The organism is Amycolatopsis sp. A1MSW2902 (assembly GCF_017312175.1).
GTDB classification, from domain to species: domain Bacteria; phylum Actinomycetota; class Actinomycetes; order Mycobacteriales; family Pseudonocardiaceae; genus Amycolatopsis; species Amycolatopsis nivea.
Window position 1 is genome coordinate 7444143 of record NZ_QJPO01000001.1, and the last position, 23088, is coordinate 7467230.

General features: G+C 68.4%; 26 protein-coding genes. 8 read left to right on the top strand and 18 right to left on the bottom strand.

Going from position 1 to position 23088, the window contains the following annotated elements:
* The first annotated feature begins 234 nt into the window (after positions 1–234).
* A complete protein-coding gene (locus DMP23_RS34640; protein WP_043831686.1) occupies positions 235–513 on the top strand; it encodes a DUF3311 domain-containing protein in 279 nt (92 codons plus the stop codon).
* On the top strand, positions 510–2174 hold the full coding sequence (gene mctP / locus DMP23_RS34645; RefSeq protein ID WP_037809015.1) for a monocarboxylate uptake permease MctP: 1665 nt from the start codon (positions 510–512) through the stop codon (positions 2172–2174). The genes DMP23_RS34640 and mctP overlap by 4 nt, the downstream gene beginning before the upstream one ends.
* A 7-nt stretch (positions 2175–2181) precedes the next feature.
* Here the strand turns inward: mctP and DMP23_RS34650 are convergent, their stop codons facing one another.
* A complete protein-coding gene (locus DMP23_RS34650; RefSeq protein WP_337823574.1) occupies positions 2182–2832 on the bottom strand; it encodes a hypothetical protein in 651 nt (216 codons plus the stop codon).
* A gap of 82 nt (positions 2833–2914) precedes the next feature.
* Here DMP23_RS34650 and DMP23_RS34655 point away from each other — a divergent pair, with 82 nt between their 5' ends.
* Positions 2915–3490, top strand: a complete 576-nt coding sequence (locus DMP23_RS34655) for a peroxidase-related enzyme (RefSeq protein ID WP_037809430.1) — start codon at positions 2915–2917, stop codon at positions 3488–3490.
* Here the strand turns inward: DMP23_RS34655 and DMP23_RS34660 are convergent.
* From DMP23_RS34660 to DMP23_RS34680, 5 genes are all read right to left on the bottom strand, one after another.
* Positions 3478–3765 carry a hypothetical protein gene (locus DMP23_RS34660; protein ID WP_037809011.1) on the bottom strand — a complete coding sequence of 96 codons (288 nt, stop codon included), beginning with the start codon at positions 3763–3765 and terminating at the stop codon, positions 3478–3480. The two genes, DMP23_RS34655 and DMP23_RS34660, sit on opposite strands and share 13 nt — an antisense overlap.
* Positions 3766–4695, bottom strand: coding sequence for a bifunctional helix-turn-helix transcriptional regulator/GNAT family N-acetyltransferase (locus tag DMP23_RS34665; RefSeq protein WP_337823575.1), 930 nt, complete (start codon positions 4693–4695; stop codon positions 3766–3768).
* 261 nt (positions 4696–4956) lie between these two features.
* Entirely contained in the window at positions 4957–5106 is a 150-nt protein-coding gene (locus tag DMP23_RS34670) for a hypothetical protein (RefSeq protein WP_337823576.1), read from the bottom strand.
* A gap of 256 nt (positions 5107–5362) precedes the next feature.
* Positions 5363–6553: an ATP-binding protein gene (locus DMP23_RS34675; protein ID WP_037809009.1), complete on the bottom strand. Its 1191-nt coding sequence runs from the start codon at positions 6551–6553 to the stop codon at positions 5363–5365.
* Between the two features lie 130 nt (positions 6554–6683).
* Positions 6684–7442, bottom strand: coding sequence for a MerR family transcriptional regulator (locus tag DMP23_RS34680; protein ID WP_337823577.1), 759 nt, complete (start codon positions 7440–7442; stop codon positions 6684–6686).
* Between the two features lie 185 nt (positions 7443–7627).
* Here DMP23_RS34680 and DMP23_RS34685 point away from each other — a divergent pair, with 185 nt between their 5' ends.
* A complete protein-coding gene (locus DMP23_RS34685) occupies positions 7628–8134 on the top strand; it encodes a DoxX family protein (protein ID WP_009085133.1) in 507 nt (168 codons plus the stop codon).
* A 54-nt stretch (positions 8135–8188) separates the two neighbouring features.
* Here the strand turns inward: DMP23_RS34685 and DMP23_RS34690 are convergent, their stop codons facing one another.
* Positions 8189–9478 carry an acetyl-CoA C-acetyltransferase gene (locus DMP23_RS34690; protein WP_037809004.1) on the bottom strand — a complete coding sequence of 430 codons (1290 nt, stop codon included), beginning with the start codon at positions 9476–9478 and terminating at the stop codon, positions 8189–8191.
* Between the two features lie 95 nt (positions 9479–9573).
* On the opposite strand from DMP23_RS34690, the gene DMP23_RS34695 reads away from it, so the two are divergent.
* Both DMP23_RS34695 and DMP23_RS34700 read left to right on the top strand, forming a co-directional pair.
* Positions 9574–10908, top strand: a complete 1335-nt coding sequence (locus tag DMP23_RS34695) for a 3-oxoacyl-ACP reductase (RefSeq protein WP_037809002.1) — start codon at positions 9574–9576, stop codon at positions 10906–10908.
* 3 nt (positions 10909–10911) lie between these two features.
* Entirely contained in the window at positions 10912–11751 is an 840-nt protein-coding gene (locus DMP23_RS34700; RefSeq protein ID WP_134664249.1) for a MaoC/PaaZ C-terminal domain-containing protein, read from the top strand.
* On the opposite strand, the gene DMP23_RS34705 is transcribed toward DMP23_RS34700, so the two are convergent.
* Entirely contained in the window at positions 11740–12399 is a 660-nt protein-coding gene (locus tag DMP23_RS34705; RefSeq protein WP_037808998.1) for a TetR/AcrR family transcriptional regulator, read from the bottom strand. The genes DMP23_RS34700 and DMP23_RS34705 overlap by 12 nt on opposite strands.
* A gap of 121 nt (positions 12400–12520) precedes the next feature.
* Here DMP23_RS34705 and DMP23_RS34710 point away from each other — a divergent pair, with 121 nt between their 5' ends.
* Positions 12521–13165 (top strand): SCP2 sterol-binding domain-containing protein, encoded by a 645-nt coding sequence (locus DMP23_RS34710; protein WP_037808997.1) that lies wholly within the window; start codon positions 12521–12523, stop codon positions 13163–13165.
* 29 nt (positions 13166–13194) lie between these two features.
* The gene (locus DMP23_RS34715) at positions 13195–13773 is read left to right on the top strand and encodes an SCP2 sterol-binding domain-containing protein (protein WP_205673037.1); all 579 of its coding nucleotides are present in this window, start codon (positions 13195–13197) and stop codon (positions 13771–13773) included.
* On the opposite strand, the gene DMP23_RS34720 is transcribed toward DMP23_RS34715, so the two are convergent.
* From DMP23_RS34720 to DMP23_RS34765, 10 genes are all read right to left on the bottom strand, one after another.
* Complete coding sequence (locus tag DMP23_RS34720; protein ID WP_337823578.1) at positions 13770–14885, bottom strand: DNA cytosine methyltransferase; 1116 nt, start codon at positions 14883–14885, stop codon at positions 13770–13772. The genes DMP23_RS34715 and DMP23_RS34720 overlap by 4 nt on opposite strands.
* 10 nt (positions 14886–14895) lie before the next feature.
* Positions 14896–15324, bottom strand: coding sequence for a very short patch repair endonuclease (locus DMP23_RS34725; protein WP_107050910.1), 429 nt, complete (start codon positions 15322–15324; stop codon positions 14896–14898).
* 13 nt (positions 15325–15337) lie between these two features.
* Positions 15338–15805, bottom strand: coding sequence for an FxsA family protein (locus tag DMP23_RS34730; protein WP_037808993.1), 468 nt, complete (start codon positions 15803–15805; stop codon positions 15338–15340).
* Between the two features lie 54 nt (positions 15806–15859).
* Positions 15860–16771: an SEC-C metal-binding domain-containing protein gene (locus DMP23_RS34735; RefSeq protein WP_337823579.1), complete on the bottom strand. Its 912-nt coding sequence runs from the start codon at positions 16769–16771 to the stop codon at positions 15860–15862.
* Between the two features lie 33 nt (positions 16772–16804).
* Positions 16805–17305 carry a DNA topology modulation protein FlaR gene (locus tag DMP23_RS34740; protein WP_037808990.1) on the bottom strand — a complete coding sequence of 167 codons (501 nt, stop codon included), beginning with the start codon at positions 17303–17305 and terminating at the stop codon, positions 16805–16807.
* 11 nt (positions 17306–17316) lie between these two features.
* Positions 17317–18507 carry a hypothetical protein gene (locus DMP23_RS34745; RefSeq protein WP_337823580.1) on the bottom strand — a complete coding sequence of 397 codons (1191 nt, stop codon included), beginning with the start codon at positions 18505–18507 and terminating at the stop codon, positions 17317–17319.
* On the bottom strand, positions 18504–19088 hold the full coding sequence (locus tag DMP23_RS34750; RefSeq protein WP_337823581.1) for an ABC transporter ATP-binding protein: 585 nt from the start codon (positions 19086–19088) through the stop codon (positions 18504–18506). The genes DMP23_RS34745 and DMP23_RS34750 overlap by 4 nt, the downstream gene beginning before the upstream one ends.
* A 31-nt stretch (positions 19089–19119) precedes the next feature.
* The gene (locus DMP23_RS34755) at positions 19120–21054 is read right to left on the bottom strand and encodes an ABC transporter ATP-binding protein (protein ID WP_337824474.1); all 1935 of its coding nucleotides are present in this window, start codon (positions 21052–21054) and stop codon (positions 19120–19122) included.
* 20 nt (positions 21055–21074) lie between these two features.
* Complete coding sequence (locus DMP23_RS34760) at positions 21075–21647, bottom strand: TetR/AcrR family transcriptional regulator (protein ID WP_167753960.1); 573 nt, start codon at positions 21645–21647, stop codon at positions 21075–21077.
* 106 nt (positions 21648–21753) lie between these two features.
* Positions 21754–23088, bottom strand: coding sequence for a dihydrolipoamide acetyltransferase family protein (locus DMP23_RS34765; RefSeq protein ID WP_337823582.1), 1335 nt, complete (start codon positions 23086–23088; stop codon positions 21754–21756).

Here is a 23088-nt window from a genome sequence, read left to right on the forward strand (position 1 = left end):
GGACAACCGCCGTCCGGCACAAGCTCTTGGGGCATTCGGGGCGGCCCGGTCCCGCTGATAGGGGTAGCGAACGGTTCGCCGGGGTGGCGCGGGAGCGAGTTGTCCCCGAGGTTGTCCACACCCTGGAACGTGTTCGTAGTGCTGATCGAATCGATATCGAACTCGTATGACGGCGGGATGACCGGGGTCTAGGGTCAGGCGGTCGCGTGTCACGTGAGTGTTAGGTGAGGTTCGATGTCCACTGCCAAACCGGGCGGTCGGGTGCGCGGGTTCCAGTTCAGTGCCTGGAACCTGCTGTTGCTGATCCCGTTGCTGATCCTGGTCACGCCGCTGTTCAACTTCGACGGGCCGCGGCTGTTCGGCCTTCCGTTCTTCTACTGGTTCCAGCTGGCGTTCGTGGTGCTGGGCGTGCTGTGCACCGGCATCGTCTACCTGGCCACCAAGAACAAGCCGCGGGGCGGCGGCCGGGACGAGCTGAGCGTTGACGACCTGGACGAGGGGGACGCCCGATGAGCAACATCCAGTGGGTCGAACTCATCGTCTTCGCGTTCCTGTTCGTCGTCGTCACCGTGCTCGGCTTCGTCGCCTCGCGGTGGAAGGCCGGCGGCGGCCTCGACCACCTCGACGAATGGGGCCTCGGCGGCCGCAAGTTCGGTTCGTGGATCACCTGGTTCCTGCTGGGCGGCGACCTCTACACCGCGTACACCTTCGTCGCCGTGCCCGCGCTCGTGTTCAGCGCCGGCGCGCTCGGCCTGTACGCGCTGCCTTACACGATCGTCGTCTACCCGATCGTCCTGCTGCCCGCGCTGCGCATGTGGTCGGTCAGCCGTTCGCGCGGCTACGTGACCCCCGCCGACTTCGTCCGCGGCCGCTTCGGTTCGCCGACGCTGGCGCTGCTGGTCGCGATCACCGGCATCGTCGCGACCATGCCGTACATCGCGTTGCAGCTGGTCGGCCTGGAAGCCGTGCTGCGCACGATGGGGATCAACGGTTCCGGCATCGTCGGGCACCTGCCGCTGCTGATCGCGTTCGTGATCCTGGCGCTCTACACGTATCAGTCCGGCCTGCGGGCCCCCGCGCTGATCGCGTTCGTCAAGGACATCCTGATCTACATCGTGATCATCGTGGCGGTCATCTACCTGCCCTCGAAGCTCGGCGGCTGGGACCACATTTTCAACACCGCCAAGGAAACGCTCGCCAAGCCGAATCCGAAGACGGGCAAGCCGTCCGGTTCGATCCTGCTGACCTCGAGCAACCAGCTGCAGTACGCGACGCTGGCGCTGGGTTCGGCACTCGCGCTGTTCCTGTACCCGCACTCGCTCACGAGCGTGCTCGCCTCGCGCGGCCGCAACGTGATCAAGCGGAACATGGTGGCGCTGCCTGCCTACTCGTTCGTGCTGGGCCTGCTCGCACTGCTGGGCTACGTCGCGATCTCGGCGGGCGTCAAGCCGCTGACGAACGCCGCCACCGGAAAGCCGGACGGCAACACGATCGTCCCGCTGCTGTTCGACTCGCAGTTCGCGAACTGGTTCGCGGGCATCGCCTTCGCCGCGATCGGCATCGGCGCACTGGTCCCCGCCGCGATCATGTCGATCGCCGCGGCGAACCTGTGGACGCGCAACATCTACAAGGAGTACATCCGCAAGGACGCGACGCCGAAGCAGGAGGCGAAGCAGGCCAAACTGGCGTCGCTGGTGGTCAAGCTGGGTGCGGTGCTGGTGATCATCCTGATCGACCCGCAGTTCTCGATCGACCTGCAGCTGATCGGCGGCGTGCTGATCCTGCAGACCCTGCCCGCGGTGGCGATCGCACTGTACACGCGCTGGTTCCACAAGGCGGGCCTCATCGCCGGCTGGATCGTCGGCATGGGCTGGGGCCTGATCATGCTGTACGGAATCCCCAACCCCACCAACGGAAAACTCCACTTCGGCGGTTCCGCGCTGGCCATGGGCAACCTGTCGATCTTCGGCTGGCACCCGTTCAGCGGCACCGCACTCGCCGTGGTCCAGATCTACCCCGGTTTCGTGGCCCTGATCGCGAACATCGTGGTGGCCGCGGTGGTCTCGGTCATCGCACGGGCCCTGAAGTGGAGCCCGGGCAACGACGAAACCGCGCCCGAGGACTACCACGCCGACGAACACGACAAGGACCTGCGCCCGATCGGCGCGCACTGAGTCCTTTTTAGACAGAGGCCTCCGCGTCGGTTTCCGGCGCGGGGGCCTCTTCTGTTTTGCCGATCATCGCCTTCGCGACGACGTACAGGACGACCGCGTTGAGCAAATGCCACAGGAAATGCGTGCCCGCCGGGAAGTCTCCGCAGATCACCCCGTCGACAGTCCGGAAGGACAACGACAACGCGAACACCGCGGCGGCCATCGTGAAGTGCAGCCAGTACGGATCGCGCTTTACCGCCAACGCGATCGCGAACCCAGCGAGCCCCGCGAGTGCGGGCAGATACAGCCCGCCGCCGAGTGCCGCCGACGCACCGGTGACGGCCAGGAACGCCGGTGCCCCGAGCCAGGACCACTTGGCTTTCGCCTGCAGGAACACCCGGGGAAAGGCCGCGGCGTAGAACAAGGTGAAGACCAGGATGGCCGCGGAGTCGGCGACCGCTCCCCACCGCGTGGCGACCAGGTGGAACACGCTGCTGGCAACGAAGATCAACCCGATCAGCGCAGCGAGCACCCGCCCGACGCGCTGCCCGTCGGCCCGCCACCAGACCATCCCGGCGGCCACGAGAAAGGCCAGGTTGGCCAGGTCGTTGAGCGGCTCTCCCCAGAGTCCGGGCGCGGTGCGCTCGCAGTAACCGTCCACGTACGCGGTCCAGTTCACGGGGTAAGCAAACCCCTTCCGGGTGAACGGGGCGCATCCGACCCCCTCCCGTACGCGAACCGCGCGGGTTAGCGTGGGCGGCATGACCAACCCCGTGAGCCGGTTCCCCGTGACGGAACTCGAAGACCTTCCCGACGATCTCCGCGAGCGCATCGGTGCCATCGCGGAGAAATCCGGCTTCACGCCGAACATCTTCCGCGCCCTGGGCCACCGCCCGGCCGAGCTGCGGGCCTTCCTCGACTACCACGACGCGCTCATGGAACGCGAAGGCGGACTCACCAAGGCCGAACGCGAACTCGTCGTCGTAGCCACCTCCGGCGCGAACCACTGCACCTACTGCATCGTCGCGCACGGAGCCATCCTGCGGATCCGCGCCAAGGACCCCGAACTCTCCGATCAGGTCGCCGCGAATCCGTGGCAGGTCGAACTCGACGAGCGCGGCCGGGCGATCCTCGATCTCGCGCTCGCGTTGTCCCACGAGTCCGCGTTGTTCGGCGAGGGCGACCTGGAGGCGGCCCGCGAGGCGGGGCTGACCGAGGACGAGATCTGGGACGTCGGCGCGATCACCGCGTTGTTCGCGATGTCCAACCGGCTCGCGCATCTGACCGCGCTCAAGCCGAATCCGGAGTTTTACTTGATGGGGCGTCAGAAGCGATAGAACGGGCCCGGCAGGTCGCGGCTCATCTGGAACCTCGTGCGCAGCCAGCCGCGCAGGCGGTGCACCGGTTTCGTCCACACTCGCGGCGCGGGCCCGAAATACCTCGGGTCCGCGTGCGGGGTGAACGCGTCGCCGGTCAGGATGACCGCGTCGTGTCCCAGTGGGCAGTGGCCGGACACCGAGATCACGCCGCGCGTCAGGTTCTCGACCCAGTCGACCTCGTCGACGCCCAGCAATGTCCGGCGATCGCACACGGCGCAGTACAAGACGAACATCTATAACTCCCGCCGCCAGGTCTCGCCGGTCACCAACGGCCCGAACGCGTCCGTCTCTTCCTCGCCGACGAGTTCGAACCCGGCACTGCGGTAGATCCCGCGCGCGGCGGTGAGCAGCGACAGCGTCCACAGCTCCATCGACCGATACCCCTGCGCTCTGGCGAATTCGACGCATTCGCGCACCAGTCGCTTGCCGACGCCGTGTCCGCGCGCGCCCGGTTCCAGCAGGAGCAGCCGGAGCTTCGCGGTGCCGTCCTCGTCGCCGGGGGTGCAGAAAATACTGCCGACTCGTTCGCCGTCGAGTTCGGCGATCCAGCCGGCTTGGCGCGGGTCGCCGCGGTGGTCGGCGAAGTCGGCGATCACGCGCGCGACCAGGGCTTCGAAGCGTTCGTCGAGGCCGTACTCCTCGGCGTACAACGCACCGTGCCGGTGCACCACCCAGCCGAGGTCGCCCGGCCGTGGGGCGCGCAGGGAGATCGTCGGTTCCGGTGCCGATTCGCCGACGAGTGCGGTGATGGTCCCCATCGCGCGGAGCAGACGGCGCTGGTCGGCGTCCGCGAACTGGTCGAGAAGGCTGCCGATCTGGCTGGCCGAACGGTGGTCGAGATCGGCGAAGGCGGCGCGGCCTTCCTCGGTGAGCGTGACGAGCTGGCGGCGCGCGTCGTCCGCGCAGCGTTCCCGGGTGACGAGACCGCGGGTTTCCAACCTGCCGAGCAGCCTGCTCGCATAGCCGCCGTCGAGGGACAGTCGTTTGCGCAGATCACTGACCTGCAGCCGGTCCTGTTGGGCGAGTTCGAACAGCACCCGCGCTTCGCTCAGCGAGTATTCGGCGTCGGCGGGTCCTTCGTCGAGGACACCGATCACGCCGGTGTAGAGCCGGTTGAATGCGCGAACCGTGGCAACGCGTTCGGTGAGGACGGAATCCGGCACGGGGACCACCTTGACTCGATCGTTGACTGAGTCAAGCATCGCCCCGCCGCCCGCTCGGGGCAAGGGAATTCCCCCGGTGGTGGGCGAGCGTCCGAAATGGTCCAGACATATGGAAACCCCGTGATGCTGCCAGGTCGGGGGTCCGCCAGCATCACGGGGTCGTAGTGGGTATCGACGCGGCTCTCCGCGGCGTTACACCCAGGATTCGCTGTGGTCTAGATCACTCGCGTGAGTGACCCACCAACAGGTTATCCGTGCAGGTCAGCGCATGAACGGCTGACGCGCCTGGGCGAGGGCGATGAGCTCCTGGCGGACCGTCGAGGTGGCCGCGGTGTCGATCGCCCGGTTCAGCGCCCGGCGAGTGCGAGCCTCGGCGCGACGGGCACGGAGCTTGGAGGCGATGTTGCTCATTGTCTTCTGCATCCCCTTCAGAGGTCTTCGGTGGCTGTGTCTCTAGTATGCACCTTTTTTCACAAGGAAGCCAACGAATCTACGGTGACATGGGGCACTTGCCGAATAATCATCGGCAGTAACCTGGACTACGCCGGACAAATCTCGTGTTGGCGGTCACAAACCGCTAACGCGCTAACTTCCTCTACGGATATCTAGCAAAATGACTAGAGAGGTCTAGGCAGTCGCATAGACCGGTAGCGAAGGGAAGATCCGCTCAGTCGCGCCCGAGCAGGTAGTGCCCGAAGTGCGGCACGGTGAAGGCGATCTGCCCGCGTTCGGCGGAGTAGACCAGGCCTTTCTTCATGAGACTGTCGCGGGCCGGCGACAGCGACGACGGCTTTCGCCCCAGGTAGACGGCCACATCGGCGGTGCCGGCGGCCTCGTCGCGGCCTTGGGTCAGCTCGGCCATCGCGAGCAGGTACTCGCGTTCGGCGGGCGTCGCGCGTTCGTAGCGCGACCCGAAGAACCCGACCGCCAGCTCCGACTCCGCCTCGGGCGCGGCGACCTGCACGTCCTTGACCGTGATCGGGTCGGCGGGCGCGGCGTCCCAGGCGGCCTTGCCGTAGGCCTGGATGAAATACGGATACCCGCCGGACGCGTCGAAGAGCGCGTCGAGCGCCTCCGGTTCGATCCCGGCGTCCTCGCGTTCGATCGGAGCCATCACCGCGTAGTCGGCGTCCTCGCGGCTGAGCCGGTCGATGCGCGAGTAACGGAAGAGCCGCTCGGAGTACGACTTCGACGCCGACAGCACCGCGGGCACGTGCGGCAACCCCGCTCCGACCACGACCAGCGGCGCGCCGGACTGCGACAGCTCATGGCAAGCCGCGCACAGCGCCGAGACGTCGTCCGGCTGCAAGTCCTGAATCTCGTCGATCAGCAGCGCGACGCCGGTGCCGACGTCCGCGGCCAGTTCGGCGACGTCGGTGAACAGCTCGACCAGGTCGATTTCGATGTCGCCGGAGTCCGCCCGGCCCTGCGCGGCGGGCACGTCGATGCCGGGCTGCCAGCGGTCGCGCAGCTTCGCGTCCGGCTTGTTCGCCTTGAGCGCGAACGCCTTCAGCACCCCGAGCACTTCCTCGACCCGGTCCGGCGCGCGATGCCGCACGGCGAGGTCGCGGATCGCCCGGTGCAACGCCGCCGACAAGGGACGCCGCAGTTCCGCGTCCGGCCGCGCTTCGATCTTGCCCGCACCCCACCGGTGCCGGACGGCCATCGACCGCAGCTCCCCCAGCAGCACCGTCTTGCCGACCCCGCGCAGGCCGGTCAGCACGAGACTGCGCTCCGGCCGTCCGCGAGCGACGCGTTCAAGGACGACCTCGAACGCCTTCAGCTCCCTTTCCCGGCCAGCCAGCTCGGGCGGCCGCTGCCCGGCGCCGGGCGCGAAGGGGTTGCGGATGGGGTCCACTCTGTCACCGTATCGAGGTATCTAGCGTGGGCCCGATATTCCGCCATATACAGCTAGTGCGTGTCGCCGAAGGATGGCCGGGTCTGCAGCCCCGTCCATCCTTACCCCCAGCGCCTACTCTGACGGAGCGTTAGTCCGTCAGGTTCCGCTCCGCGTAGATCTTCATCGCGTCGCGGATGTACTCGGCCGTGCCGGAGCCGTGCTTCTCGTCGTACGAGCCGTACCGCGGGTCGTCGACATACATCTGCCCGAGACCGGCGAAGTAGCACTTCGAGATCGCCATCCCGGTGGCCTTCAGCCACTCGTGCAGCCGCGCGGTGACCGCCTGCGTTTCGGCCGAACCGGCGTCGTGACCAGCGTCGCGAGCGGCTCCGAACGCGAAGCCGATGTCGACCTGCTCCTGCTGGTGGGCCTTCTTCTCCGCCTCGGACAGCGACCGCCACCACTGGTCGCCCTTGCGGTAGGCGTCGGCGCCCCAGCGCTGGGTGACCTCTTCCTTGTACTGGGTGTGGTCGAACCCGTCGAACATTTCCTCTGCCATGAGTTGTTCACCTCCCTTCAGTTTCCGGAGCGTGGTCCGCACGGACTCGATCTGCCGCCCGATCCGCTGCCGCTCCTTCTCCAGCAGCGCCAGGTGCGTTTCGAGGGCCGCGGCGCCGTCGCGTTGGCCGTCGAGCATCTCGGCGATCGCGGGCAGACCCAGTCCCAGTTCGCGCAGCAGCAGGATCCGCTGCAACCGGACGAGCGAGTCCTCGTCGTAGTAGCGGTAGCCGTTGCTGCCGATCCGCGTCGGCGGCAGGAGCCCGACGGCGTCGTAATGCCGCAGGGTCCGGCTCGTCGTGCCCGCGGACCGGGCGATGTCCTGGATCGACCATTCCGTCCTGACCACGGCTTCGACGGTAGAGGTTGACGTAGCGGCAAGGTCAAGCACGAAGTCCGCTAGAACTGTCTAGGAGAATCTAGAATAAAAGCAATATTCGCCTAGGTATCGCTAGCTCGGTTCGGCGGGGAGCGTGGCGGGCAATCCCGGTTGTAGGTTCATCTCCAGGGATTCCAGATCAGAGAGGCGAGACCGTGATACTGCGCCGGGTGGCACGTCCACTGCTCGCGTCGATCTTCGTGTTGGGCGGCATCGGTGCCCTGCGTGACACCCAAGGCCACGCGAAGGCGGCCGAACCGTTCCTCACCGAGACCTTCGACAAGGTCGAGGGCCTGGTTCCGGACCAGGTCCCGCGCGATCCCGCCACGCTGGTGCGGATCGACGCGGCGGTCAAGATCGGGGCCGGGCTCGCGCTGGCGAGCGGCAAGGCCCCGCGGCTGGCGGCGGTGGCGCTGCTCGGCTCGCTGGTGCCGACGACGCTGGCCGCGCACCGGTTCTGGCAGCTGTCCGATCCGGGCGAGAAGCAGGCCCAGCAGATCCAGTTCTTCAAGAACGCGTCGCTGGCCGGCGGGCTGCTGCTGGCCGCGAGCGACACGGCGGGCAAGCCGTCGCTGGGCTGGCGGGCCCGGCGCGCGGCGAAGAAGGCGGGCAAGCGCGCCGACAAGCTGGCCAAGCGCGCGGAGAAGTCGCTTACCGACTGAGTGCACGAACAAGGCCGCCACCCGGGTTTCCGGGCGGCGGCCTTGTCGGCGTGCTTACTTCTCCAGGATCGCGGTGACGCCCTGGCCGCCCGCCGCGCAAATGGAGATCAGGCCGCGCCCGGAACCCTTCTCGTTCAGCAGCTTCGCGAGCGTCGCGACGATCCGGCCGCCGGTCGCGGCGAACGGGTGCCCGGCCGCGAGCGAGGAGCCGTTCACGTTCAGCTTGGTGCGGTCGATCGAGCCGAGCGGCGCGTCGAGGCCGAGCTTCTCCTTGGCGAACGCCGGGTCCTCCCACGCCTTGAGCGTGGCGAGCACCTGCGACGCGAACGCCTCGTGGATCTCGTAGAAGTCGAAGTCCTGCAACGTCAATCCGGCGCGCTCGAGCATCCGCGGCACCGCGTACGCCGGGGCCATCAGCAGGCCCTCGTCGCCGTGCACGTAGTCGACAGCCGCGGTCTGGCTGAACGTCAGGTACGCCAGCACCGGCAGTTTGTGCGCCTTCGCCCACTGCTCGGTTGCGAGCAGGACGGTCGACGCGCCGTCGGTGAGCGGGGTCGAGTTGCCCGCGGTCATCGTTCCGTCCGGGCCGCCGTAGACCGGCTTGAGCTTGGCGAGCTTTTCGACCGAGGAGTCCGGGCGGAGGTTCTGGTCGCGGGCGAGCTTGAGGTACGGCGTGACCAGGTCGTCGAAGAAGCCGCGGTCGTAGGCGGCGGCGAGGTTGCGGTGGCTGGTCGCGGCCAGTTCGTCCTGCGCCTCGCGGGTGATGTCCCAGACCTGCGCGGTGAGGGCGGCGTGCTCCCCCATCGACAGTCCGGTGCGCGGTTCGGCGTTGCGCGGGATTTCCGGCACGATGTGGCCAGGGCGGATCTTCGCGACCAGCTTGAGCCGGTCGGCGAGCGTCTTCGCCGCGTTGAGCTGCACGAGGATCTGGCGCAGGTTGGCGTTCACCGCCAGCGGGGCGTCACTCGTGGTGTCGACGCCGCCCGCGATCGCCGAATCGATTTCCCCGAGCGCGATCTTGTGGGCGACGTTGATGACTGCCTGCAATCCGGTGCCGCACGCCATCTGGACGTCCGATGCCGCCGTCGCGGGCGAGAGCTTGCTGCCGAGGACGCTTTCGCGGGCGAGGTTGAAGTCCTTGGAGTGCTTGAGCACCGCACCGGCGGCGACCTCGCCGATCACCTCGCCCTGGAGCGAAAACCGGCTGACCAGACCGTCCAGCGCGGCGGTGAACATGTCCTGGTTCGAGGCCCGGGAGTACGGGCCGTTCGACCGCGCGAAGGGGATCCGGTTCCCGCCGACGATCGCGACCTTGCGCACCGCCGGGGTTTTCCTGGTCGCCATGCCGTCCACCTCTCTGGAGTCGTGCCTTTCACACTGTAACCTACTAGCGAGTAGGTTAGACTGCGACGTGACGCAGACTGCACGGGAGGCACGTGATGGCGGACAGGTACCAGCAGTTCACGAAGACCCCGCTGGGGAAGTTCGTGGTGCCGAAGCTCGGCCTGCCCAACCCCGCGACGTTGCGCCGGTACCGTCCCGGCCAACCCGCTCTTGAGGGTCCCGCACTTCTCGGGGCCGCGCCGGGCGGCCGGCTGGAGAAGACCGTCCGGGCGCAGCTCACCGAGGCGGGTATCGAGGTGATCAGCGCGCCCGCCGACCGGAACGCGGCGCTGGTGTTCGACGCCACCGGTGTGAAGGACCCGGGCCAGCTGCGTGAGGTCTACCGGTTCTTCCACCCGGTGATCCGCAAGGTCGGTTCATCCGGCCGGGTGGTCGTGCTCGGCACGCCGCCGGAGCTGGCCGAGGGCCGGGAGCGGATCGCGCAGCGCGCGCTGGAAGGGTTCGTCCGCTCGGTCGGCAAGGAGCTCAAGCGCGGCGCGACGGCGCAACTGGTGTATGTCGCCGAAGGGGCGGAGGACGCGGCCGAGTCGACGCTGCGGTTCCTGCTGTCGGCGAAGTCGGCGTTCGTGGACGGCCAGGTCATCCGCGTCGGCACGCACGCCAAGACCGCGCCGACGCCGGAGAACTGGGAAAAGCCGCTGGACGGCAAGGTCGCGCTGGTGACCGGTGCGTCGCGGGGCATCGGCGAGGCGATCGCCGAAACGCTCGCCCGCGACGGAGCGCACGTGGTCGCGCTGGACATCCCCGCGCAGGGCGGCGATCTGTCCACTGTGGCCAATCGGATCGGCGGTTCGGCGCTGCAGCTGGACATCACCGCCGCGGACGCGCCAGCCAAGCTCGCCGAGTACCTGACTTCGCGCCACGGCGGGGTGGATGTCGTGGTGCACAACGCCGGCATCACCCGCGACAAGACGCTCGGCAACATGACCGAGGGCGGCTGGGATTCGGTCATCGCGGTGAACCTCGCCGCGCAGCTCGCGGTGAACGACAAGCTCCTCGGCGACAAGATCCTGCGCGAAAACGGCCGTGTCATCGGGGTTTCCTCGATCGCGGGCATCGCGGGCAACGTCGGCCAGACGAACTACGCGACGTCGAAGGCGGGCGTGATCGGGATGGTGAACGTCGGCGCGCCGCAGCTCGCGGAGTACGGCGGCACGATCAACGCGGTCGCGCCCGGGTTCATCGAGACCAAGATGACGGCCGCGGTGCCGCTGTTCATCCGCGAGGCCGGGCGGCGGCTGTCGAGCCTCGGCCAGGGCGGGCTGCCGGTGGACGTCGCGGAAACCATTGCCTGGTACGCCAACCCGGCGTCGGCCGCGGTCAACGGGAACCTGGTCCGCGTGTGCGGCCAGGCGCTGCTGGGGGCGTGAGGGATGGCTGTTCGTGAAGTGACGAGCGTGCCCAGCCTGGCGACGCTGTACCCGAAAGCCCTGCTGCGCCGCGGCGGCGGCTCGACCCTGCCTAGTACGGAGTTGGTGCGCCCCGAGGTCGTCGTAGACCCGGCACACGTCGCGGCCTACAACGAAGTCTGCGGATTCCGCTTCTCGGACGAGCTGCCCGCGACGTATCCGCACATGCTGGTCTTCGGACTGCAGATGGCGTTGATGACCGAGCCGGGGTTCCCGTTCCCGCTGCTGGGTTTGGTGCACGTCGAAAACCGGATCACGCAACACCGTCCGCTGCTGCTGGGCGAGACGTTCCGGGTGAGCGTGCGCGCGGAAAACCTGCGCCCGCACGAAAAAGGCAGCCAGTTCGACATGGTGAGCGAGGTCCACGCGGGCGCGGACACGGTGTGGAGCGAGGTGTCGACTTATCTCCGCCGCACCGGCTCGGGCTCGGGTTCGTCGGGTCCGCGCACCCAGCTGACGCCCCCGAAACCGTCCGCGCTGTGGCACGTCCCGGGCGACATCGGCCGCCGCTACGCCGAGGTTTCCGGCGACCGCAACCCGATCCACCTGCACCCGCTGACCGCACGCCTGTTCGGCTTCCCGAAGGCGATCGCACACGGCATGTGGACGAAGGCGCACGCGCTGGCGTCCTTCGAGGGCAGGCTGCCGGACGCATACAGCGTCGCGGTGCGGTTCAAGCAGCCGGTGCTGCTGCCCGGCCGCGCGGCATTCACGACCTGGCAGACGGACGACGGATGGGCCTTCGAGCTGTGGCACGCCCGGAAGCCGAAACCGCACCTGGACGGGGTGATCTCAGCCCTCTGAGGGCTTCCAGACCTGCCCCTCGACCAGGTCGTTGAACCCGAGCCACACCAGGTTCATCAGCCAGGACGCGAGCACGCCGTCGGAGATCTCCGGGTGGTCCAGTGCCCAGTCGGCCAACGATTCCGCCGCGCCGACCAGTGCTGCGGCCAAGCCGGGGCCGGAGAACTCCGTCTGCTCGCCGAGTCCCTTGCGCGTGCCCGCGGCCACCACGAGCGCCGCGACCAGTTCGATCGCGCGCGTGCGCATCGCGGTGATCTCCGCTGCGAAGCCGCCGCCGACTGTCAATGCCTGGCGGTGCAGCACTGTCCAGGACTCGCGGTATTCGGCGACGAAGCGGTAGAACGAGCGCAGGCCGTGCCACAGCTGCATGTCCGGCGGCAGATCGGGCTGCACGCCGGCTTGGATGGCTTCGAGCAGGCGGGTCGCCTCGCGCTGGATGCTCTTGCCGAAGAGGTCTTCCTTCGAGCCGAGATAGGTGTAGATCATCGGCTTGGAGACGCCCGCGACCTCGGAGATCTCGTCCATCGACGCCGAGTGGTAGCCGTGCTGGGAGAACACCTGCACCGCGGCGTCCAGGATCTGGCGTTCACGGACCGCCCTCGGGAGCCGCCTCGCTCGCTCGGGTGGGCGCTGATCTTCGTCGGACACGGTGACTGTTTCCTCCCTCTCGCTGGCACGGACGGTACCCGTCCCCAGGTCGGCGGCGTTGCTTGCCGCGCTACCTACTCACCGGTAGCCTTACGGCGGAAAGTTCCGGAAGGGGTGGAAGATGGCCGACAACCCGGAGGCGACCAGCTCTGACCTGGCCGGCCTGCGCGGGGTCGCGCTGCTGGACGCGCTGGACCGCACCGAAGCCGTCGACGCGAGCGCGCTCGACGTCAACGCGGTCGCGGACGCCATCGACCCCCGCGAACTGGGCCGCTCCGACATGAACCGGCTGCTGGCGGCGCTGATGCGGCTGTCGGAACAGGTGCCGGCGTTCTCGCTGGACAAGGTCGACCCGACGAAGTTCGCCACGCTGGTCGCGCGGGCGTCGCGGGCGCAGCTGGAAGCCGTGGTCGCCGAACGTCCGCTGCGTGAGCGGGTGCTGGACGAGATCTTCGCGCGCATGGGAGCGCACATCCGTGCGAAGTCACTGCGCGCGGTGGTCCACTGGCGGCTGTCCGGCGGCACCGGCGAGGGCGGCTACGACCGCTACGAGACGGTGCTTTCCGATGGAACCTGCACGGTGTCCCGCGAAATGCGCGAGAAAGCCCGCGTGACGATTACGCTTTCGCCCGTGGACTTCTTCCGCATCATCACCCACCAGGCAACGCCCGCGGTGCTGTTCGTGACCGGAAAACTGAAGGTCAAGGGCGACCTGGCCTTCGCAGCCGGGCTGGTCGGCCACTTCGACCTGCCCCGACCGGCCTGAGCCGCTCCGTGTCCCGCTGGCGTTCGCGCATGCGTGCCGCGCACTCACCCGGTGAGCACGCGGTGAACGGTTTCGCCCGCTCTCTCGAGGTGGGCAAACTGACCCCGGAGCAGTTCGTGCAGGTCCTGGAGACGTTGCACATGCTCGGCACCGCCGGAGCCGGCATCGAAATCGCTTCGCTGACCACACAGTCGTTGGTCGACGTCGTCGCGGCGGCTTCGCGGGAGCAGCTCAAAGGCATCGCCGACCACGACGAACTGCGCGCGGTCTTCCTGGACGAGATCTTCCGCCGGATGTCCGAACACTTCCGCCCAGACCGAGCCCGGCACGTGGACGTCGTGGTCTCCTGGCGCTTCCCCGCCGGGGACGATTTCGACCGCTACCAAACAGTCATCGAGGACGGCCTGTGCGTGTCGAGCACCGACCTGGCCCGCACCCCGGACACGACGATCACGGTGGCGGTTGAGGACTTCATCCGCATGGCGACCGGGAACGCGGCGGTGGCGGCGATGTTCGTGACGGGGAAGGTAAAGGTCAAGGGCGAGTACGCGCCGGCGGTGCGGTTGTCGGGGTATTTCGACATCCCCAAGCCGACTGGGGCGGACTAGCCCGCGGCTTCGAGGCTCATTTCCCCACGAGCCAACGGCATCAAGTAATTCTCCGACAACCACCGCACCACCGGCACGCACACCGCGTCCCCGAAGCCGAACAGGGCCTGGTTGTTCCGCAGCCCCTCCAGCGAGTACTTCCCCGCACCCATCAGCCGCGCGTACTCGCGCGGCGTCATCCACCGCACTCGCACCGAGCCGCGGCCAGCCTGCACAACGGCCTGTTTGGACGATCCGCCGCGGGCAGTGCGCAGGCAGCCCGAGATGTCGTCCGGCCGGACTTCCCACACTGGTTTTCCGTTGCGGGTGCGCCGATAGGCCGTCCGGTACACCAGCTTTTTCCCTGCCTTGAGCTGCGACAGTCGCTCCAACTGGAGCGGCGACAGCGACCCGATGAACGCGTCAGCGCGCGGTGCGGACCACCAGCGCTCGTCATCGGGCGAGAGGCGTTCGACGGCGGCGGACAGCCCGGTGACCAGCAGCGGGGGCGGCGCGGGCAAGGCGGCGCGATGTGTCCGCAACGCTGGGTCTAGCGCGAGCCAAGGAGGGCGGAGCGGCGACGGCGCGGGCGAGTCCGAGGGCGGGTTTTGCGCACCGACGATGAACAACCTGGGCCGGGACTGCGGGACGAATCGCCGGGCGTCCAAGGTGAGGACATCGGCCGAGTAGCCGAGGCGGTTGAGTTCTCCGATCGCCGCGCGGAGGTCGTCGCCGCCGTGGCTGGTCGCTAGGCCGACCACGTTTTCCAGCGCGACTACCGGCGGACGGTCTTGGCCCAGTTCGTCGAGGATGCGGGTGAATTGCCAGAACGTCGACGAGTGCGAGCCCGCCAGACCGCGGCGCCAGCCGGCCAGTGAGAGGTCTGTGCAGGGGAACGACGCCCAGGCCAGGCTGAGGCCGGCGGGCAGATCGGCGCCGCGGAGGGCGGCGACATCGCCTAGTACGTACTCGTGTGCGCCCTGGTCGTTGAAGTGTGCCTCGTACATGGCCTGCTTCGCCGGTTCGATGTCGTTGGACCACGCGACGTCGAAGCCGGCCGGTTCGAGGCCTAGGCGCACGAGACCGATGCCGGCGAAGAACTCCGCGGCGGTGGGCTGACCCGGTTGAGGCATGGCGCCAACATTAATGGGGTCGGCGTTCCTTCACGGTCTCGATCACCCGCGACGCGGCGACATCGGTCGCCTCGTGTTCCCAGATTCGCACCGACAGCCAGCCCGCTTCGTGCAGCAGTGCGTCGGTATTCGCGTCCCGGCGGCGGTTGGTTTCGATCTTGGTCCGCCAATAATCGGCATTGTTCTTCGGCCAGGTGCCGTGTTCCGGGCAGCCGTGCCAGAAGCAGCCGTCCACGAAAACCGCTACTCGCGCGGGGCCGAACACCAGGTCAGCCTCGCGGCGGACGCCTTTCACCGGACGGCGGTGCACTCGGTAGCGGTACCCGGCGGCGTGCAGGATCTTGCGCAACGCCATTTCGATCCCGGTGTTGCGCGACTTCTGTTTGCTCATGCGGGCGCTCACCGCGGAAGTCGTTTCCAGCCGCTCCACGGGAGCCATTGTGGCGCGCGGTTCAGCCCTCGACGATCCGGCCTTCGATCACCGGGTGGTTCTTCGCCTGCCGCGGTTCCTCCGCGACGACCTCGCTGTCCACCACCATCACCGGACCGCGGCGCTGGTTGGCGTACCGGATGGCGCGCTTCTCCGCGCGGCGCAGCCAGAACCGCCGGGCGATCGAGCGGGTGGGCGGCAGCAGGAACAGCAGGCCCAGCACGTCGCTGACGAAGCCGGGGACCATGATCAGCACGCCGCCGAGCGCGACGAGCATGCCGTCGGTCAGCTCTTTCTCCGGATTGCGGCCGGACTGCGCGGTCGCCATGAACGCGCGCATCGCCTTGCCGCCCTCGCGACGCGCCAGCCACGAGCCCACGAACGCGCCCGCGATCAGCAGACCGATCGTGCCGAGCACACCGACGACCGAGCCGACTGCCCAGATGGCGGCGACTTCAGCGATGACGTAGAGCAGGAACACGACAGCCATATCCAGTGAACGAACGAGTGCCGCGATTTGCTCCCGAGGAGGGATAACCGCAGGTCAGATGCTTACGGGACGGCCGCAGCATTTCTTGTACTTCCCGCCCGAGCCGCACCAGCAGCGTTCGTTGCGCGCCGGTGGCCAGTCGATCGCGCCGCCTTCCTCGAAGATCTCGTTCATGCAGGCCAGCCGGGTGTCTTCGGCGGCCGGGTCGCTACCGGTGCGGGTCGCGAACTCCTGGAGCTTCGCGGTGGTCAACGGGACCAGCACGATCCGCGCGATGCCCGACTCGGACAGCTCCCGGTTGGCGGCCTCGCGGTCGGCGATGGCGGTGTCCGCATCGGCGTGCTGGACCAGGTTTGGCCAGGCCTCGTGCGCGCGGGGGATCTCGGCGCGGGGCCAGAACAACACTCGCACTTCCCCTGGCGGCGCTGGCTGGGCGAGAGCCGGGGCATCATCCGAAGGGCTCTGGACTGACTCGTCCTGCTCGTCCGGAGGCAATCCCAGTGCGCGGCGCACCCGTCGGCGAGCAGTCAAGATGTGGTTCGCGTGGGTGAAGAACCCGAACTCCGCGTTCCCGCCGGTCGGCTCCGGCGCGGACAGTCGGGCTGCGGCCAGGTCGAACCAGGTCAGTGCCTGCTGGAGCTCGCCGCGGTGTTCCAGCAGCTCAGCGGCCAGGTAATACGGCACCGGTGAGGACAGTGGCTCGTTCCGCAACTCGTCAAGGCAGGTCTGGGCCTCCTCGGACCGGTCGAGGTCGAACAGGACCTCGGCGAGTTCTACCCGGGCGTTGCCTCCCTCCTCGCCGCCCGCAGCGACCGCCTGGGTCAGCAATGCGATGGCGCGGTCGTCGTCACCGGCCTGACGCCACGCCTGTGCCGCCTCGAGCAGGATCTCTCCCCGCTCCTCGGGATACTTCTCCAGCTCGGCTTCCAGTTGTGCGGCGGTCTCCGCGGCCGTTCCCGTCTTCATGCGCGGCACTGTATTCCCGGTCCCGCAAGGCGATCACCGCAGGCGCTGTAGGAACGCCGACACCTCGCGCGGCGAGCGCAGCAACACCTGCCGCGCGGTCGGGGCTCCCTCGGCGATCCGCTGCAGCATCAGCGGACGGCGGGTCGGCCACTTCCAGATCCACTGGACCAGCTCGGCGTCGATCTTCGACACGCATCCGGCGGCCTGCGTCTCTTGGCCCCATTCGCGCAGTTGCCGCCGCACGGCGCGGAACAGGCAGGTGTAGCGGGACGCGTCCAGCAGCACGACGGTGTCGGCGAACGGCAGGCGCAGGTCGAAGGTCTTGCTGTAGTTGCCGTCGATCACCCAGCTGTCCGTGCTGGCGGCTTCGGCGACCGCGGCGCGGAACTCCGCCGGCGGGGCCGGGACCCAGCCAGGGCGCCAGTACAGCCGGTCCAGATGGGTGACCGGAATGTCCAACGCTGCGCCGATCTGCCTGGCCAGCGTGGATTTTCCGGCCCCGGAGCATCCGGTGACCATGATGCGTCGCCCCATGAGCGGGGAGCCTAGGGCCAGACCGGGAGGAAGCTCGCGGCAATTAATCCCAGCACGAGGAGCTCCGGCCCCCGGACCAGCTGCCGTACCAGGCCTGCGGGGATCAGGACTCCCTCGTACAGCACCATTCCCATCGAGCTGAAGTCCAGCGGGCCGCGGGTCACCGAGCGCACGGCGGACAGCGCCGCGATCAGGGCCGCCGCGAGCGCGCCGATCGACGCTGGGATGCCGAGCAGCAGGACGACGGCGGTCCAGAGCAGGGCGAGGACGCAGAGAAAAGCGCAGGTCACGGCATGCAGGTGCAGATCGGACGCGGCCAGCCAGCGCCGCAGTCCGGGTACCCGGTGCAGCTGCGCGATCGGGGCGGTGAACGGCAATAAACCCAGGTAGCCGCCGATGCCGATCAGCCAGACCGATGTGACGGCCGGGAAGGTCGCGTGGGTCGCGACGACGGCGAGTGCTAAGAAGACCGGCAGGCCGAGTGCGGAGCGCCGGGCGAGGACTCCGGTGAGGACGTATCGGGTGACGACGAACCGGCTCGCGAGCGCATTCCGCCACGGAACCGGGCGGCCCGCCGGGAGAAGCGCCCAGACGTCCAGGAAGGCGGCGGATGTCCGGCGCACCATGCGCTCGGTGTAGTGCCGGATCAGGGTGTCTCGAGAAGCCGTGTGCGGCAAGGGAGAAGACCGGAGCAAGGCGATCGTCGCGAGACCGGCGGCGACCACGTAGGTCCACAGTGGAATGACCAGCGGCAGCGCGAGGGTGAGCGGGAGAAGGGATTCGCCGGGAAACGAACGTCGGCGGCCCAGCGCCAAGGCCAGTGCGGCGATGACTACGAAAAGCGCGATCGGGCCGACCAGCGAGCTGGGAAAGCCGATGAGCATCCCGGACACCGCGAAGAAATAAGCCGCCACGGCGAACCGGGCGGCCCAGTCCAGTACGAGCCGTCGGGTGAGCACGGCGGGACGCTGGCCGTCGAAATCGTCCCAGGTCAGCGTGGCCGGATGGGCCCAGACGTACCCGCGGCGCAGCGTCGCCCGCCAGGCAAGGGCGAGGCCGGTGCACAGTACGAGCACGCTGCCGAGCGCGCCCACCGGAGCACCGCCGATCAGCTGGCTGCGCACCAGTTCGGTGTTGTAGAACGGCGATCCCAGAAGGCCGGCCGCGATGACCAGCGCCAGGACGAGGTCCGGGCGTTTCACAGGTCCACCACGTAGTCCGCGACCTCGTCCTCGAGCGGCGGGTGATGGCTCGCCACCACGACCGCCGCGCCGCGTTGCGTACTGGTGGTGACCAGGGTGGACAGCCAGGCCCGGCCCTCGGCGTCCAGTGCGCGTTCCGGTTCGTCCAGCAGCAGCACCTCGTGCGGACGCGCGACCGCGGCGTGCAGCAGGAGCCGACGGCGTTGTCCGGCGGAGAGTTCCGACGCGGGCACATCGGGAGCCGGGACCGGGCCTTCGGCCAGTTCGCCGCCGAAGGAATTGCGCAGCAGATCGAGATGCTGGCGCGGGGTGAGTTCGTCGAAGAGCGCCGAATCGTCGAAAAGCACGGAAACCCGGCGACGGAAAGCGGCGGACCGCTCGTCCGGCGGCCCGCCGCAGACGGACACGGAACCGGACGTCGGCGCCTGATTCCCGTAAAGACACCGCAGCAACGTCGATTTGCCCGCTCCGTTGGCACCGCGGACGACCAGGCATTCGCCGGCGTCGACGGCCAGGTCGAGACCGCTGAACAGCGCCGTCTCGCCCGCGGTGACCCCCAGGTCTTGAGTGGTGATGAGCACGAAACCCCCTCGGCTGATCACCCCAAGATAGTCACTTCAAGTACGCCTCCGCTTGCAGCGTGAACAATTCCGCGTACCCGGCATCGGCCGCCATCAGCGCTTCGTGCGTGCCGTATTCCGCGACCTTCCCGTGGTCCAGCAGCAGAATGCGCTCGGCTTGGCGGACCGTCGAGAACCGGTGCGAGATGTACAGCGTCGTCCGTCCGCGAGACAACGTGTGCAGCCGGTCGAACAGGTCGTGCTCGGCCTGCGCGTCCAGCGCCGACGTCGGCTCGTCCAGGATCAGGATCGGGGCCTCGCGCTGGAAAGCCCTGGCCAGCGCGATTTTCTGCCATTCCCCGCCGGACAGCGACACGCCCTGGTCGAACCACCGGCCGAGCGGGCTGTCGTACCCGGTCGGCAGCCGGGCGATGCGCTCGTCGGCTCCGGCGCGGCGGGCGGAGTCCTCGATGTGCTCGCGATCGGTGAGCCGGTTCAGGTCGCCGAGGCCGATGTTCTCCGCCGCGGTTCCCTGGTACGTCACGTAGTCCTGGAACATCGCGCTGATCTTGGTGCGCAGTTCCGCCGGGTCGTACTCGCGGATGTCCACGCCGTCCAGCAGGATCCGGCCCGCGGTCGGGTCGTAGAGCCGGCACAGCAGTTTGAACAGCGTCGATTTGCCCGCGCCGTTGCGGCCCACCACCGCGACCGTTTCGCCGGGACGGATCTCGAAACTCACCCCGTGCAGCGCCGGTTCGTCCGCGCCCGGATAACTGAAGCTCACCGACTCGAACTGGATGTGTCCATCCACAATGGACGGAAGCGGGCGCGGTTTCGCCGGCGCGGTGATTTCCGGTTTGGTGTCGAGGAATTTGTACAGCGTGTCCAGGTAGAGATTGTTCTCGTACATCCCGGAAAACGCGGTGAACAACCCGGTCACCGAGCTTTGCACGGACGTCGCGGCGGCCGTGTACAACGCCAGATCGCCCAGCGTGAGCCGTCCGCCGACCGCTTCCAGCGCGATGTACAACGCGATCGCCGAGCCGACCAGCGTGCTGAGCAGTCCCCACGACGTCGAGCTGACATTCCGTTTCACCGTCAGCTTCCGCTGCCGTTCGTAAGCCACCACGCCGAGCTTCCGGAACCGGTCCACGAAGTACGGGCCGAGGCCGAACAGCTTGGTCTCCTTGGCATACGTGTCCGTCGTGACCAAAGAGGACAGATAGTCCATCCGCCGTTTGATCGGCGACATCATGAACGTGAGCCAGAACGCCCGCGAACCGTACTTCGACTGCGAGATGAACGCCGGGATCGGGGCCAGCAAAGCGACCAGCGCGAGCAGCGGGCTGATCGACACCAGCAACGCGATCATGCTGGCGAAGGTGATCAGCGTCCGGATCAGGCCGAGCGCCGAGGTCATCATCGACAACGGCCGCGTCGGCGCTTCCTGCGCGGCCTGGCGCAGCATGTCGTAGGACGCCGAACCCTCGAAGTACGCCAGGTGCAGGTCGCTCGCGTGCCGCATGACCTGGTGCCGGATGGTGAGCGTCATCCGTTCCTGCAGCAGGGATTGCGCGATCGTGGTGAGCGAGCTGCTGATCGCGGTCGCCGCCAGCACGCCGAACTGGAACAGCGTGATGCGGACGATGTCCGCGGTCGACCCGCGGTGCTGGATCGCGGCGACCACCGAGTCGAGCAGGATTTTCGCGATGTACGCGGTGACCGTCGGCAGCAGGCCGGAGGCCAGCGTGATCACCGCGAGCACGATCGTCAGAGTCGGACTGGCCTGCCAGGTCAGTTTCGCGACCTTCGGCAGGCCGCGGACGGTGCCCGCCACCGAGGTGCGCATCCGCGACAGGCGCGCCCGCACGCCTTTCGGTTGTTCCGGCTGCTCCGGTTCCGGGATGTCGACCGGCCCGGTGAGTCCGCTGTCCGGCACGGATTGCGCCATCCTGCGGCGACCGCGGCGGCCGAGGGCCATCTCGATCCCGCCCCCACCGCCGGGGATCACGCCAGCACCGAACCGTGCAGGAAGACGTCGATGACCTCGTCAGTAGTGGGGGAACCGGGCATCGGGCGGGATTGCGTGAACAGCAGCGCCAGGAACAGCGAAGCGGCCTTGTCGACCGGCAGCCGCAGCCGGGCGGCGTCCGGGACGAACAGTTCCCGCACCGCGCGCTGCATCGCTTCGAGCGACTCGCGGCGGCTGTCCCCGGTCACCGACTTGCGGTTGCGCGCCGCCTCCGCCGCCGCGCGCGGCCGTCCCTTCATCGTTGCGGCCATCACCGCGCCCATGCGCTGGAGGTGCGCGTTCATCGCCTCGGCGGCCTCCGCCAGCCGCTTCTCCAGCGGCAGCTCAGCCGGGATCTCCCCGATCATCTCCAGTGCCTCCGCCGGATCGAGCGCGGCTTCCACGCACGCGTCGAACAGTTCGTCCTTGTCCTGGAAAACCCGGAAGATGGTGCCCTCGCCGATCCCGGCGGCGCGGGCGATCTGCGCGGTCGTGACCCCGCGGCCGTGCTCGACGACCAGCGGAAGCACCGCGCGGACGATCATCCGCCGCCGGTCGTCCGGAGCCATCCCGGGCGCTCTTTTTCTTGTCTCCATGCGCTCCACGGTACGGAGTGAGTGCTCACTCCGTCAACGGGATAAAACGAAGGGGCCGTGCGCACACGGCCCCTTCTGCTCAGTACGTGATCGCGACCGCCGGATCGGCGAGCAGCGCACCGACGTCGGCGAGGAACTCCGACCCCTGCTGCCCGTCGACCACCCGGTGGTCGAAGCTCAGCGACAACTGCATCACCTTGCGCACCTTGATCTCGCCGTCGACCACCCATGGGGTGTCGCGGATCGCCCCGACCGCCAGGATCGCCGACTCGCCCGGGTTGATGATGGGCGTGCCGGTGTCGACGCCGAACACGCCGACGTTGGTGATGGTGAACGTGCCGCCCAGCATCGCCGCCGGCGTCGTCTTGCCCTCGCGCGCGACATCGGTCAGCTCGGTGAGCGCGACCGCGAGTTCCTTGAGCGACAAGGAATCCGCGTCCCGGATCTTCGGCACCACGAGACCGCGCGGGGTCGCCGCCGCGATGCCGAGGTGCACGTAGTCCTTGTAGACGATCTCCTGCGCCGCGTCGTCCCACACCGCGTTGACGTCCGGCGTGCGCTTCGCCGCGAGGCACACCGCCTTCGCCGCGAACGCCAGCGGAGTGAGCTTGACGCCGCTGAATTCGCGCGACTTCTTGAGCTTCTCGCGCAGTTCCATCATCGGCGTGACGTCGATGGTGAGGAACTCCGTGACGTGCGGAGCGGTGTACGCGCTCTGCACCATCGCGGCCGCGGTCGCCTTGCGGACACCCTTGATCGGCACGCGCCGCTCGCGGGTCGCCGGGTCGTAGCCGGAATCCGCAGTGGACACCGCGGGCGCGGCGGAACCGTTGGCGGCCCGATGGACGTCGTCGCGGGTGATCACGCCGCCGTCCGCGCTGCCGGTGAGCGAGTGCAGGTCGACGCCGAGGTCCTTGGCCAGCTTGCGGACCGGCGGTTTGGCCAGCGGGACGTAACCGCCACGCGGGGTTTCGGCCACCGGTGCGGGAGCCGCCGCGACGGCAGCGGGAGCGGGAGCCGGGGTGGCTCCCTTGCGCGCCCGCCGGGTAGTCCCGGCCGCCTTGGAGCCGTAGCCGACCAGCGGCTTCATCTCCTCCTCGGCCGGAGCGGCGGGCTCGGCGGAAGCGGCGGCGGGAGCGGCGGCGGGAGCAGGAGCGGCTTTCCCGTCCGGATCCACGTCCATGGTCAGGATCGGCGTCCCGACCTCCACCGTCTGCCCCGGCTCCACGTGCAGTTCGGTGACCACACCGGCCCACGGGATCGGCAATTCGACGGCGGCCTTCGCGGTCTCGACCTCGACCACGATCTGGTTGACCGTGACCGTGTCGCCCGGCTTCACGCGCCAGGCCAGGATGTCGGCCTCGGTGAGCCCCTCCGCCGTGTCCGACAAGGGGAACTGTTTGTACTCAGGCAT

Bases quoted from the DNA above. Each gene is read 5' to 3' on its own strand.
- DMP23_RS34640 (WP_043831686.1), top strand. From the start codon at position 235: ATGTCCACTGCCAAACCGGGCGGTCGGGTGCGCGGGTTCCAGTTCAGT.
- mctP (WP_037809015.1), top strand. From the start codon at position 510: ATGAGCAACATCCAGTGGGTCGAACTCATCGTCTTCGCGTTCCTGTTC.
- DMP23_RS34655 (WP_037809430.1), top strand. From the start codon at position 2,915: ATGACCAACCCCGTGAGCCGGTTCCCCGTGACGGAACTCGAAGACCTT.
- DMP23_RS34660 (WP_037809011.1), bottom strand. From the start codon at position 3,765: ATGTTCGTCTTGTACTGCGCCGTGTGCGATCGCCGGACATTGCTGGGC.
- DMP23_RS34670 (WP_337823576.1), bottom strand. From the start codon at position 5,106: ATGAGCAACATCGCCTCCAAGCTCCGTGCCCGTCGCGCCGAGGCTCGC.
- DMP23_RS34690 (WP_037809004.1), bottom strand. From the start codon at position 9,478: ATGGCGACCAGGAAAACCCCGGCGGTGCGCAAGGTCGCGATCGTCGGC.
- DMP23_RS34695 (WP_037809002.1), top strand. From the start codon at position 9,574: ATGGCGGACAGGTACCAGCAGTTCACGAAGACCCCGCTGGGGAAGTTC.
- DMP23_RS34700 (WP_134664249.1), top strand. From the start codon at position 10,912: ATGGCTGTTCGTGAAGTGACGAGCGTGCCCAGCCTGGCGACGCTGTAC.
- DMP23_RS34710 (WP_037808997.1), top strand. From the start codon at position 12,521: ATGGCCGACAACCCGGAGGCGACCAGCTCTGACCTGGCCGGCCTGCGC.
- DMP23_RS34715 (WP_205673037.1), top strand. From the start codon at position 13,195: ATGCGTGCCGCGCACTCACCCGGTGAGCACGCGGTGAACGGTTTCGCC.
- DMP23_RS34720 (WP_337823578.1), bottom strand. From the start codon at position 14,885: ATGCCTCAACCGGGTCAGCCCACCGCCGCGGAGTTCTTCGCCGGCATC.
- DMP23_RS34725 (WP_107050910.1), bottom strand. From the start codon at position 15,324: ATGGCTCCCGTGGAGCGGCTGGAAACGACTTCCGCGGTGAGCGCCCGC.
- DMP23_RS34730 (WP_037808993.1), bottom strand. From the start codon at position 15,805: ATGGCTGTCGTGTTCCTGCTCTACGTCATCGCTGAAGTCGCCGCCATC.
- DMP23_RS34735 (WP_337823579.1), bottom strand. From the start codon at position 16,771: ATGAAGACGGGAACGGCCGCGGAGACCGCCGCACAACTGGAAGCCGAG.
- DMP23_RS34740 (WP_037808990.1), bottom strand. From the start codon at position 17,305: ATGGGGCGACGCATCATGGTCACCGGATGCTCCGGGGCCGGAAAATCC.
- DMP23_RS34760 (WP_167753960.1), bottom strand. From the start codon at position 21,647: ATGGCTCCGGACGACCGGCGGCGGATGATCGTCCGCGCGGTGCTTCCG.
- DMP23_RS34765 (WP_337823582.1), bottom strand. From the start codon at position 23,088: ATGCCTGAGTACAAACAGTTCCCCTTGTCGGACACGGCGGAGGGGCTC.